Genomic DNA, 11,852 nt, shown 5'->3' with positions numbered 1-11,852 from the left:
CTGATTGGTTCGGTGAAAGTACCCGGTATCCAGTTTGGTACTTGAAATTTTGAGCGTTGAGTTTCAAAGGCTTAGGGTGTCATTTCACCGTCATTTAACTATGACATATAACCATTATTTTTTATTTCTTTCACCCTTTTGTGAGAGTGCGCTACCTCGTTTCCGGATGATTTCGCCGCTCCCGCCCGGCATGAAATGATGAAGACGGCGCCAAATCCTGTGTCAGGGCGGCGGCAACTGCCGTAAAATTCTGCACCGTGCCCTTGACCAAGGGGCGGGCCGCAGATTATGAAGGCGAGAACCGTACCGTACGGTACCAGGAGGCTCCCATGTCGACCGATCCGTCTGCCGATTTCACGCCGCGCCAGAATGCCGTTCTGGCAGAAGCTCTGCGTTTGCTCGTCGAAGGCGGAGACAAGGCCGTGACAACCGCCGGCCTGGCGCGGGCTGCGAACTGCTCCAAGGAGAGCCTCTACAAATGGTTTGGCGACCGCGACGGTCTGCTGTCTGCCATGATCTCCTACCAGGCCAGCAAGGTCCGCACCTTCGAGCGGCCGGGAGAGCGACTGACGGTGGCGACCCTCACCGATCATCTTGAGGTCTTTGCCCGCGATCTGCTCGATGTGCTCGCCGGCGACGTCTCGCTGGCGCTCAACCGCCTTGCGATTGGCCAGTCGAGCCGCGATGGCTCGAAGCTTGGGACGCTGCTGCTCGAGCGCGGTCGCCGGCAGATCGATCGTCGGGCGCGGGCGCTGCTCGACGCTGGGCAGCGGGACGGGTTGCTTCGTTTTGGAGACGGCGAGGATGCCTATCGGACCCTTTACGGCCTGATCGTCAGCGATCTGCATGTGCGTATGCTGCTCGGTGAAGCACCGCAAACCCATAAATTCGGTGCCCGCGCGGCAAAGGCGGTCTCCGCGTTCCTCGCGCTTTACGGCACCGACCGCGTTTCGGCGGGTCTCGACGGGGCATCCCGTTCCGGAGCGTCGATCACCAACATCCACCACAACTGACAAGCATAGGGAAGGACACTACAATGCGCGTCTATTACGATCGTGATGCCGACTTGAACCTGATCAAGTCGAAGAAGGTTGCCATCATCGGCTACGGTTCCCAGGGTCGCGCCCATGCGCTGAACCTGAAGGATTCGGGCGCCCAGAACGTCGTGATCGCGCTGAAGGCCGGTTCCGCCACGATCAAGAAGGCCGAAGCCGACGGCTTCAAGGTCATGACCGTTGCAGACGCCGCTGCCTGGGCCGACCTGATGATGATGGCGACCCCGGACGAGTTGCAGGCCGACATCTACAAGGCCGACATCGCTCCGAACATCCGTGACGGTGCTGCGATTGCTTTCGCACACGGCCTCAACGTTCATTTCGGTCTCATCGAGCCGAAGTCGTCCGTTGACGTCGTCATGATCGCTCCGAAGGGCCCGGGCCACACGGTTCGCGGCGAATACCAGAAGGGCGGCGGCGTTCCCTGCCTCGTTGCCATCCATCACAACGCATCGGGCAATGCGCTTGAACTCGCTCTCTCCTACGCCTGTGGCGTTGGCGGCGGCCGTTCGGGCATCATCGAAACCTCCTTCAAGGAAGAGTGCGAAACCGACCTTTTCGGCGAGCAGGTCGTTCTCTGCGGCGGTCTCGTCGAGCTGATCCGCGCTGGTTTCGAAACGCTGGTCGAAGCCGGTTATGCCCCGGAAATGGCCTATTTCGAGTGCTTGCACGAAGTGAAGCTGATCGTCGACCTGATCTATGAAGGCGGCATCGCCAACATGAACTACTCGATCTCGAACACGGCCGAGTGGGGCGAATACGTCACCGGTCCGCGCATCATCACGGCTGAAACCAAGGCTGAAATGAAGCGCGTCCTGCACGACATCCAGACCGGCAAGTTCACGTCCGACTGGATGCAGGAATACCGCGCCGGTGCTGCCCGCTTCAAGGGTATCCGCCGCATGAACGACGCCCACCAGATCGAAGAAGTCGGCGCCAAGCTGCGTGGCATGATGCCGTGGATCGGCAAGAACAAGCTGGTCGACAAGGCCAAGAACTAAGTTCTTCGTTCCTGCATAAATTGAATAAGCCGGAGAGGGCGACCTCTCCGGCTTTTTCTCGTGCAATTCTCGGATGGGGCAATCGCCTCGTCATGCAAAGGCTCGTTGTGCTGTTGCGACGCGGGCGGTGAAGAGCAGCATGCCGAGGATCGTCAACAACGACCCTGCAATCGCTGGTCCTTCGGTCATGCCGAGAACGGCCATGGCAATGCCCGGTATCATGATCCAGAGGCCGAGCGTGGCGACCCCGACATGGATTTTTGCCAGGCGAGTGTCGGCGGCGGCCGGGACCGCGTGATAATAGAGACCGTAGATGGCCATGGATACCCAACCCAAGAGGTTGAGGTGGGCATGGACAGTCATCAGCGTATGGTCGTGCGACGCGGCCATGACGATGCCGAAGGCCATGCCCGCCAGAGCATACATGGCCGCTGAAACGATACAGAAATATGCCAATCCGCGCATGGGGCGAACCTCTCGAAACAGTGCTTGCGATGGGTGGTGGATAACGACGCAGGTGCAGCGCGGCTGCGCTTACCGTCAGTGCTGCGGCGGCGGCAGAATGGTGATGCCGAAGCGTTCGGCCTCCGCGACGAGGCGTCCCACGTCCGGTGCCCCCATTGGTGGGAAGACGGTGGTCTCGGATTCGACCGGCTCGCCGACGGACTTGAAGAAATCCTGATGTGGGCCGCCCGGCAGGTTGATGATCAGCATCCGGGACGGCGCGCTGGCGGCATTGCGAAACGCGTGGACCACGCCCGGCGCGACATAGACGAATTCTCCGGGCCCGCAGCGGCGCCAGCTATCGCCCAGCATGAATTCGAAGATGCCTTCTGTGACGAGGAAGGCTTCTGCGTCGGCCTGATGGTGCGGCGGCGCGCCAGCCCCGGGCGCGGAGTAGGATTCCACGATCGAGGATTGGCCCTCGGTCTCGGAGGCGTGCGCGCGGAATGTCAGCAGGCTTCCGAGAAAGTGGACGGTTTCAGGCCTGTGAATGGTTGCGTCTGTAATTGTCGTATTCATCTTGCATTTCCTCTCCTTTGTGATACTTTATCCCTTAATGAGATTGTTGTCTCATAAAGAGGTGAGGATGAGCAGTCAAGAGAAAAGTTTCGAGCGTATCAACCAGAAGCGGCGAACGCGCGCGGAGTTGCTGCGGGCCGCGCGGGAACTGACGGAGCGCGGTGGCCAGCCCTCTGTGGCGGAGGTCGCCGATCACGCTGGGATTTCGCGCGCGACGGCCTACCGCTATTTTTCGGCGCCGGAGGAAATGATCCGCGAGGCGGTACTGGATGCAGTTGCAACCTCAATCCGTATCGAACCGGTCGCGCCGGGTGCTGACCCTCAGGCGGTCGGCGATCAGCTCGAGGTGCTCATCGGTCGCATCTTCGACATGGTCAGTGAAAACGAACCTATGTTTCGCGCCTTGCTGGCGAGCACCGTCACCGGAGACAGCAAGGTCAAACGCGGGGCACGGCGTATAGGCTGGCTTACGGAAGCGCTCGAACCGCTTCGGTCGCGGTTGCCTGCTGAGGATTTTCAGCGCCTGATTTATGGCCTGTCTCTGCTGACAGGCATAGAAACGCTGGTTGTTCTCAGAGACGTGTGTGGCCTGGATGCGCAGGAGGCGCGCGATACTACCCTTTGGGCCGCCAAAACGATGTTGGCGGGACTGATTACCGCAAAGGGCGTGTCGGCAGACACCTGATCAGGAGCTGTGGTTCGGCCGCAGTGGTCAGCCGGTCGGTGTCCGCTCAACCATGCGCGCGCAGTTGCGGCCGGCCTGCTTGGCGGCGTACAGGCCTTTGTCGGCGCGGCTGATGAGGGCGCGTCCGGTATCCTCATCGCGCTCCAGTGTCGCAAAGCCTATGCTGACGGTAAGTGCCGGTTTCGAGGGTAACGCCAATTCCGAGAAGTCCAGTGCGGTTGCTTTGTGGAGAATTTGGGCGGCAAAGCTCTCTGCCAAGTGGCGGTCGGCTTGCGGCATGATCACGGCAAATTCCTCTCCACCGTATCGGGCGGGGTAAAAACCGGCGGCAGCGCATTCGTCCTGCAACATGCGGGCGACCATCTCCAGGCATTTGTCGCCTGCAAGATGACCATAGGTGTCGTTGAAGCTCTTGAAGTGATCCACGTCGAGAAGGAGCAGGGAGAGGGGCGTGCCCGAGGCCTTGGCCTCACTCACCGATGTTTTCAGCTCGGCGTCGAAGCTGCGCCTGTTTGCAAGTCCCGTCAGGCCATCTGTCGCTGCGTGGCGTATTAATTGCTCGTTGGCGCGACGTAGCTTCTCGTTGCTCTCCGCCAGTTCCAGCAGGAGCGTTCCTGTCTGTTGTTCGGCCGCGGCGCGTGCCTGTTCAAGGCCGATCAGACGGGTCATGTAACTTGCTTGGAACACCACATAGGCCAGACAGATGGGGATCATGAGCCAGTCGCCCTCGCTCAGCGCGGCGATGTTGAAGATGCTGACTATGATCAGAATGAGGAGCACCGTGGACGCCGGTGCCATGTAGGCCCGTGCAGCGCATGACTGGACAATGCCGCAGCCGACCGCCAGCACCAGCACCTGCGCTTCGGGGCCTGCGCCCTGATAGAGAAGTGCAAGGGAGGTACCCCAGGCGATGCCGGACAAAAGCGATATTGCGATGAACCCCAAGAGCCATGGTTTGACCTCGGCATTCTGGCTGCGCCGACGGAACATGTGGTCCCCGACGAAGCGGATCAGTAGCTGAAGCGCGAGGATCAGGGCCACCGCGATCACCCTCTCGCGATGCCCCTCCGCATAGGGCAAGACAGAGGCAGATAGAATCGCTGCTGCTGCCAGGATGTGCGGGTCTATCTTGTAGAGCTCGGTCAACTGCTCCCAGTGTCCAGAATGCTCCTGATCGTGCGCGCCCACCATCGGGGTGGCCAGAGTCTTCAGCAGTGGTGGGCGCGAATGGTTTGTCATGTGCGATACAGTTCCCGACTTGGCCTTTGGTAGCGCAATCACTCTTAATATTCATTGGAATAATCGAGGCGCAATCGCATCAAATGTAGCCACTGGTACGAAGTTTATTCGTGACCGGAGATCGATAGGTCAGCATTGTTGACCTATCGCCTTTTTCATGGTCTCTTGGTCGGATAACGACAAGCCTTGAGGAAACCCCGATGCTGAACTGGGACCATGTCTTCGCCACTCGTGCCTCGCGCATGCGCGCCTCTGAGATCCGTGAACTGTTGAAGCTGCTGGACAGGCCGGAGATCATTTCCTTTGCCGGCGGCATTCCCGATCCGGCCTTGTTCCCGACGGAAGCCTTTGACGCGGCTTACCGCGACATCTTCGCAGCAGGGCAGGCGGCATCGGCGCTTCAATATTCGGTCTCAGAAGGCTACCTGCCGCTTCGCCAGTGGCTGCAGTCAGAGATGGCGCGGCTTGGCATCGAATGCGGCGTCGACAACATCTTCATCACCTCGGGTTCGCAGCAGGCATTGGACTATCTCGGCAAGCTGATGTTGTCGCCGCGCGATACAGCGCTGGTGAACTGGCCGACCTATCTTGGTGCGCTGCAGGCTTTCAATGCCTATGAGCCGACCTATGACCAGTTGAGCTTCGGCAATCGGACCCCGGACAGCTATCGCGCGGCCGCCGACAATGCGGGCGGGCGGGTCAAGTTCGCCTATCTCTCGTCGGATTTTGCCAATCCGACCGGTCAGACCGTGACGCAGGACGAGCGGTGCGCGCTGCTTGCTCTCGCCGACGAGCTGGATATTCCTGTGATCGAGGATGCCGCCTATCAGCATCTGCGCTACGACGGGCAGGCTGTGCGGCCGATCCTGTCGCTCGACATCGAGCGTAGCGGCTCGATCGAAGCGACAAGGACCATTTACTGCGGCAGTTTTTCAAAGACGCTCGCGCCCGGACTTCGCGTCGGTTATGTGGTTGCAGCGACGCCTGTCATCCGCAAGCTCGTTTTGATGAAGCAGGCGGCCGACCTGCATTCCTCTTCGATCAACCAGATCGCCATCACCCATGTCGCCGAACGCCATTTCGATGCGCAGGTCGCCAAGATCCGGGCGGCCTATTCGGCGCGGCGTGACGCCATGCTGAAGGCTCTCGCAGCCCATATGCCGGCCGGTGCCAGCTGGACGACGCCGGAGGGAGGTATGTTCATCTGGGTGACGCTGCCCGAGGGGCTGGATGGCACGGAATTGCTGGCGCGATCGGTGGAAACGGAAAAGGTTGCCTTCGTTCCGGGGCAGGCCTTTTTCGCCGACCGCTCGAGGAGCAATACGCTGAGATTGTCCTTCTCTTGCGCGAATGAGGCGATGATTGAAGAAGGCATCAAGCGGCTTGGTCGTCTGATTGCCGCTAGCCTTCAAGTTGCTGCCTGAGGCCGCCCTCCGCGCTTTGGAGCGCGCCCGCTTCCATCCGGCCTCAGGCGTGCTCGGTGTCCTACGAGGGTGTCGTTGTGCCGTGTGGTTGCCGAGTCGCGGATGGCATGATTGATTGGGCCCGGCCTGGCGGTTCCAGGTACGCCCGGATTGGTTTGCCATGACGCTTCGGATTGCCAGCTTCAATATCGAAAATCTCGTTACTCGCTTCGATTTCACCGGTTTTCGCAACCAGCTGCGATCAGATCGTGTGCTGAAGCTGTTCGAGATCCAGAGCGAGGCGGATTACCAGCGACTGGAAGCCGCACGGGTTGTTGCTGCAACGGACGACACACGGCAGTTGTCGGCGCTTGCCATCGCCGACACCGAGGCCGATATCCTCTGCCTGCAGGAAGTGGACAATATGGAGGCCCTCAAGGCCTTCGAATACGGCTATCTCTTCCGCATGGTGGGTTCGGGATACCGGCAAAAATATCTCGTCGAGGGCAATGACAGTCGCGGCATCGACGTCGCGGTCTTGATGCGTGAGGAAACGCGGCACGGTGAGCGGATCGAGGTGCAGGACGTCAAAAGTCATGCGGCGCTCACTTATCACGACCTCAACCTGCATCATCCGGGGCTCGGGCCGAACATCCAGCCGCAGGACAGGATCTTCAAGCGGGATTGCCTCGAACTCGACCTGCTCATCGGCGGACGCCCCCTCACGCTGTACGTCGTGCATTTCAAGTCCATGACCAATGGACGGGAGGGTGGCGATGGGCGGACCAGCACGATGCCAGTGCGTGAAGCCGAGGTGAAAGCGGTGCGCCATATCATCGAGAACCGCTTCGGCCGCGAGAAGGCGCGCGAGCGCAACTTCGTCATCTGCGGCGACATGAACGATTACCAGGAGCGGATCGATGTCATTGGCGATCGTCGCCGGGGTTATGACTTCGTACCGCGCGACGGCCTGCCGAGCGCCCTCGATATCTTCTCCAGGGACGGGTTCGCCGACAATGTCATGCGCCGGCGCCACGTGCTCGACCGCTGGACGCTTTACCATGCTCGAGGCCCCGAGGAGCAGCATCTCTGCCAGCTCGACTATATCTGGCTCTCAGCGGGGCTGGCACGGGCCAATCCGACGGCGGTGCCTGACATCATCCGCAATGGCCAGCCGTTTCGGACACCCTTCCCACCCGGGCAGGAGGTCGAGCGCTATCCACGGATAGGCTGGGATCGACCGAAAGCGTCGGACCATTGCCCTGTTACCATTTCCCTGCATCTGCCCTGAGGAAGCCCCATGATCGATGCCGAGATCGGGTTGCCGATGGACGGGGCCGTCACGCCCATTCGTGGTATCGCGCTCAGGGTCGATCCGGGCTCACACCCGCTGGAAATGGACCATGCGGATGCCATTGCGGCTCACTGGATGCAGGAGCATGCGGCCAATCCTGCGCTCTATAACGGACGTTTGATCCTGCAGCGACAAATGCAGTTCGTTGATGGCGAGGTGCGGGCCGTGGGGCACGAGGCGTCATTTGCCGCCTTTCTCTGGTGGCGGCGGCAGCGGAGTTTGGCCGGAGCCGGTCATCTCTTCGGCTATCCGGTGCTGGTTTCAGGCGATGGCGCGCTGATCGCCGTTGAAATGTCTCGGCATACTGCCAATCCCGGTCAGGTCTATTTTGCCGCCGGTTCGCTCGACCCCTCCGACGTTGTCGATGGCCGCTGCGATCTCATGGGCAATATGCGGCGCGAAGTCCTGGAGGAGACCGGGCTTGATCTCGATGACGCGGATGCGGACGGCGTGATGTATGCGAGCTATCGGCCGTACAAGCTGACGCTTCTACGGATCTACCGCTTCCGGGAGCCGGCGAAGGAGCTTTTGGCGCGCATCGACCACTTTGCCCAGACGGCTGCCGAGCAAGAGATCGCCTGCGCCGTCGCCATCCGCAGTGCCGACCGCAATGCCCACCGCTATGGTGCTGCCATGTTGCCGATCCTGGACTGGTACTTCGCGACAGGAACGTGACGCTCCTTCCTTGCCTTGGAGGAGATGCTCGGGCAGTGTGGCGGCGAGCGCGACCCTCAGAGCGGAGACGGCCCGTGGCGAGACGATATGCCATTTATGATGTGTTCACCGATCGCAAGCTGGCCGGAAATCCCCTTGCGGTGATCTTCGACGGCGACGGTCTGTCGGACGAGACAATGCTGTCGATCGCCGCCGAACTGAACCTGTCCGAAACCGTTTTCGTGCAGGAGACGAGCCATGCGGCGCACACCGCGCGGTTGAGGATCTTCACGCCGGGCCGAGAATTGCCCTTTGCCGGACACCCGACGGTGGGCACGGCGATCGCACTCGCCGAACGCCACTATTCCGGCAGTCAGGACAGTCTCGATCTCGTTTCGGTGCTCGAGGAAAACATCGGCCCCGTCCGTTGTGCCGTAAGACTGCGCCATGGCGAGGCGAGCTTCTGCGAGTTTGACCTTCCCCGGCTCTCGGCACGCCACTCGTTGACGCTGGATCCGCAGGGGCTCGCCGATGCTCTGTCGATCAAGGCCAGCGCCATCGGCTTCGAGAATCACGTGCCAACCGTCTGGAGCGCGGGTGTTCCCTTTCTGCTGGTGCCCGTCCACGACCTTGCAGCCGTTGAGAGCCTGGAATTCGATCCTGCTCTTTGGGAGCGGGTTGCGCCGATGAGCGAAGGACGCCTCACCTCGGCCTATGTCTATTGCCGGGGCGGCGTCCACCACGCCGCGAAGTTCCATGCGCGCATGTTCTCGCCCGACATGGGGATCGCCGAGGATCCGGCAACGGGATCCGCCGTCGCGGCCCTGTCGGGCGCGATCCACCACTTCGACGCACTGCCGGACGGCCACCATCCATTGATGATTGAGCAGGGTGTGGAGATGGGGCGCCCGTCCCATATTCACCTGCATGTGGACGTGAAAGATGGCGCGGTTTTCCGTGCGCGGATCGGCGGACAGGCCATTCGCATCGCCAGCGGCGAGCTCGATCTTTGAAAAATAAGGATAATTCCGTGTTTGCGAAATTTTTTTGACCAGAAGGCCAAGAATTTTCGCCGACGCGCTGGACAAGGTCCCGGTTCCTGTTTATACGCCCGGTCACGCCACCGGAAACGGGGCGGACGCCACTAGAAACGGCGCGGTCGGGTGATTAGCTCAGTTGGTAGAGCAGCTGACTCTTAATCAGCGGGTCGTAGGTTCGAGCCCTACATCACCCACCAAATTTCTCATCTAGTTCAAGATATTGAGATCGGTCTTTAGACCGATTTCTCATGGTTTTCCGGCGATGCACCGCGTCGTGCGGATGGCCGATTCGGCGCGGGTTTTGTATGGTTTGCCACCCAGGGGTGTGTCCAGAATCGTCTTCGCATTATTTTTGTGGATGGCCATTTTATTGACGAAAGCGGTTTGGCCCGGAGCCAGCCGAGTAAGGTCGACCAGAGCATGAGTCCGTATCTACCTTTTTTGGGGAGCATTCTCTAGCGTAGAGGTTCGCGTGCGGTGTGGGGAAGCTATCATTCCCTGGTTCGTAACAGGCCTCAGCCCCATCGTCTTAGCCGCGGCAAACAGTCCGTCCCGATTGCCGTTGGCTGGATCATCTATTTCTCCTCGGTCCGGTCGGAATGGAAGAATTTTCCTTTCTTTGGCTTTGGCCGACGCTATGAATGGCGTCGTGGTGCCGCGACGGGTGCTCCGGGGAGATATGTATGAAAAGCGTGAGCAGAAGCAGGTGGCGGCAACCGAGCATATTGCCCGGATTCGGGCTGACACTCGGATATACGCTCATCTACCTCACGCTGATCATTCTGATCCCGCTGGCAGCGCTCGTGCTTCGCGCCAGTTCCCTTGGTTTTCAGGATTTTGTCGCCGTTCTGCTGGATGAGCGCACGCTGCTGGCGCTGCGGATTTCCTTCGGGGCGGCGCTGATCGCGGCATTGGTGAATGTCGTGTTCGGTGTGCTCGTCGCCTGGGTGCTCGTGCGCTACGATTTCCCCGGACGCCGGTTGCTGGACGCGATTGTCGATCTGCCCTTTGCGCTGCCGACGGCGGTCGCCGGTATTGCGCTTGCTGCACTCTATGCGAACAATGGATGGATCGGCGCGCTCTTTGCGCCGCTTGGAATCAAGATCGCTTTCACGCCGGCCGGGATTGTTGTGGCCCTGATCTTCATCGGGCTGCCCTTCGTTGTCCGTACCGTGCAGCCTGTTATGGAAGAGGTCGATCGCGAAGTGGAAGAGGCCGCGGCAACGCTCGGAGCCAACCGTTTCCAGACTGTGCGCCTCGTCGTTTTGCCTTCGCTTCTGCCGGCAATTCTCACCGGTTTTGCGCTCGCATTCGCGCGTGCGGTTGGCGAATATGGCTCGGTCATCTTCATCGCCGGCAATATTCCCTATGTCTCGGAGATCGCGCCGCTTCTCATCGTGATCCGGCTTGAGGAGTTCAACTATGCCGGTGCCACTGCGATCGCCGCGATCATGCTGGTCATCTCGTTTGCCATGCTTTTCCTGATCAACCTGCTGCAGGCCTGGAGCCGCCGGAGGTTCACCAATGTCCGCTGATCTGCGTCCCCGGTTCCGCGATCCTGCAACGGAAACGCCCTTTGCGCGCTTCGTCCTCATTGCCATTGCCGTCCTGTTCATGGCGGTGATCCTGCTGCTGCCGCTGGTTCTCGTGTTCATCGAAGCGCTGCGGCGCGGCGCGGGGGCATTCTTCGAAGCCCTGGCGGAACCTGATACGTTTTCGGCGATCAAACTGACGCTCACGGTGGCGGCGATCGCCGTGCCGCTCAATCTGGTCTTCGGCGTGGCTGCCGCCTGGGCGATCGCCAAGTTCGAGTTTCGCGGCAAGTCATTCCTGACGACGCTGATCGACCTGCCGTTTTCCATCTCGCCGGTGATTTCCGGTTTGGTCTATGTGCTGCTCTTCGGCGCCAACAGCGTGCTTGGTCCGATCCTCAAGTCCTGGGGCATCGAGATCCTCTTCGCCATTCCCGGCATTGTGCTTGCCACCGTCTTCGTGACGTTTCCCTTCGTGGCGCGCGAGCTCATTCCGCTGATGCAGGAACAGGGAACCGGTGACGAGGAGGCGGCGCTCTCGCTCGGCGCATCCGGCTGGCAGACCTTCTGGTATGTGACGCTGCCCAACATCAAATGGGGCCTGCTCTATGGCGTGCTGCTCTGCAATGCGCGTGCCATGGGCGAATTCGGCGCCGTTTCCGTCGTATCCGGCCACATCAGAGGTTTGACCGAGACCATGCCGCTGCATGTCGAGGTTCTCTACAACGAATATAATTTTGTCGCGGCGTTCGCCGTATCGACCCTCCTGGCTCTCCTCGCGCTCGTGACGCTGGCGCTGAAGACGATCCTCGAGATCCGGTACAGTGCCGAACTTTCCGGCACTCGCAAGCACTGAAAGGTTCCTC

12 protein-coding genes, 1 tRNA gene and 1 pseudogene are annotated in these 11,852 nt (G+C 60.4%); 10 read left to right on the top strand and 4 right to left on the bottom strand.

What is annotated here, in order from left to right:
* Positions 1–329 precede the first annotated feature (329 nt).
* Positions 330–1,013, top strand: coding sequence for a TetR/AcrR family transcriptional regulator (locus tag ACT53S_RS17675; RefSeq protein WP_113376689.1), 684 nt, complete (start codon positions 330–332; stop codon positions 1,011–1,013).
* 23 nt (positions 1,014–1,036) lie between these two features.
* Positions 1,037–2,056, top strand: coding sequence for a ketol-acid reductoisomerase (ilvC, locus tag ACT53S_RS17670; RefSeq protein ID WP_113376688.1), 1,020 nt, complete (start codon positions 1,037–1,039; stop codon positions 2,054–2,056).
* Positions 2,057–2,146: 90 nt separating this feature from the next.
* Here ilvC and ACT53S_RS17665 read toward each other — a convergent pair whose 3' ends face one another.
* Both ACT53S_RS17665 and ACT53S_RS17660 read right to left on the bottom strand, forming a co-directional pair.
* Positions 2,147–2,521 (bottom strand): heme-copper oxidase family protein, encoded by a 375-nt coding sequence (locus ACT53S_RS17665; protein WP_113376687.1) that lies wholly within the window; start codon positions 2,519–2,521, stop codon positions 2,147–2,149.
* A gap of 75 nt (positions 2,522–2,596) precedes the next feature.
* Entirely contained in the window at positions 2,597–3,079 is a 483-nt protein-coding gene (locus ACT53S_RS17660) for a cupin domain-containing protein (RefSeq protein ID WP_476067927.1), read from the bottom strand.
* Between the two features lie 67 nt (positions 3,080–3,146).
* Between ACT53S_RS17660 and ACT53S_RS17655 the strand changes: the two genes are divergently transcribed.
* Positions 3,147–3,764, top strand: a complete 618-nt coding sequence (locus ACT53S_RS17655) for a TetR/AcrR family transcriptional regulator (RefSeq protein ID WP_476067926.1) — start codon at positions 3,147–3,149, stop codon at positions 3,762–3,764.
* 27 nt (positions 3,765–3,791) lie between these two features.
* Here the strand turns inward: ACT53S_RS17655 and ACT53S_RS17650 are convergent, their stop codons facing one another.
* The gene (locus ACT53S_RS17650) at positions 3,792–5,003 is read right to left on the bottom strand and encodes a GGDEF domain-containing protein (RefSeq protein WP_476067925.1); all 1,212 of its coding nucleotides are present in this window, start codon (positions 5,001–5,003) and stop codon (positions 3,792–3,794) included.
* A 200-nt stretch (positions 5,004–5,203) separates the two neighbouring features.
* On the opposite strand from ACT53S_RS17650, the gene ACT53S_RS17645 reads away from it, so the two are divergent.
* The 5 genes from ACT53S_RS17645 (at position 5,204) to ACT53S_RS17625 (ending at position 9,651) form a co-directional block, all read left to right on the top strand.
* Positions 5,204–6,427 (top strand): aminotransferase-like domain-containing protein, encoded by a 1,224-nt coding sequence (locus ACT53S_RS17645; RefSeq protein ID WP_476067924.1) that lies wholly within the window; start codon positions 5,204–5,206, stop codon positions 6,425–6,427.
* Between the two features lie 160 nt (positions 6,428–6,587).
* Positions 6,588–7,697 (top strand): endonuclease/exonuclease/phosphatase family protein, encoded by a 1,110-nt coding sequence (locus ACT53S_RS17640; RefSeq protein ID WP_476067923.1) that lies wholly within the window; start codon positions 6,588–6,590, stop codon positions 7,695–7,697.
* Positions 7,698–7,706: 9 nt separating this feature from the next.
* Positions 7,707–8,435, top strand: coding sequence for an NUDIX hydrolase (locus tag ACT53S_RS17635; protein WP_476067922.1), 729 nt, complete (start codon positions 7,707–7,709; stop codon positions 8,433–8,435).
* A gap of 74 nt (positions 8,436–8,509) precedes the next feature.
* Positions 8,510–9,427, top strand: coding sequence for a PhzF family phenazine biosynthesis protein (locus ACT53S_RS17630; protein ID WP_476067921.1), 918 nt, complete (start codon positions 8,510–8,512; stop codon positions 9,425–9,427).
* Positions 9,428–9,575: 148 nt separating this feature from the next.
* Positions 9,576–9,651 (top strand) — tRNA-Lys (locus ACT53S_RS17625).
* Between the two features lie 121 nt (positions 9,652–9,772).
* Here ACT53S_RS17625 and ACT53S_RS17620 read toward each other — a convergent pair.
* Positions 9,773–9,906 (bottom strand): annotated as a pseudogene (locus tag ACT53S_RS17620) (Rrf2 family transcriptional regulator); the annotation flags it as partial.
* A 231-nt stretch (positions 9,907–10,137) separates the two neighbouring features.
* On the opposite strand from ACT53S_RS17620, the gene cysT reads away from it, so the two are divergent.
* Positions 10,138–10,989, top strand: coding sequence for a sulfate ABC transporter permease subunit CysT (cysT, locus tag ACT53S_RS17615; protein WP_476067920.1), 852 nt, complete (start codon positions 10,138–10,140; stop codon positions 10,987–10,989).
* Entirely contained in the window at positions 10,979–11,842 is an 864-nt protein-coding gene (cysW, locus tag ACT53S_RS17610; protein ID WP_113376678.1) for a sulfate ABC transporter permease subunit CysW, read from the top strand. Before cysT ends, cysW begins: the two co-directional genes overlap by 11 nt.
* Positions 11,843–11,852 lie beyond the last annotated feature (10 nt).

The sequence above is a fragment of the Allorhizobium sp. DMC15 genome (genome assembly GCF_056314065.1).
Note: the sequence above shows the minus strand (reverse complement) of the source record. Positions and strands in the feature narration are given on the sequence as shown.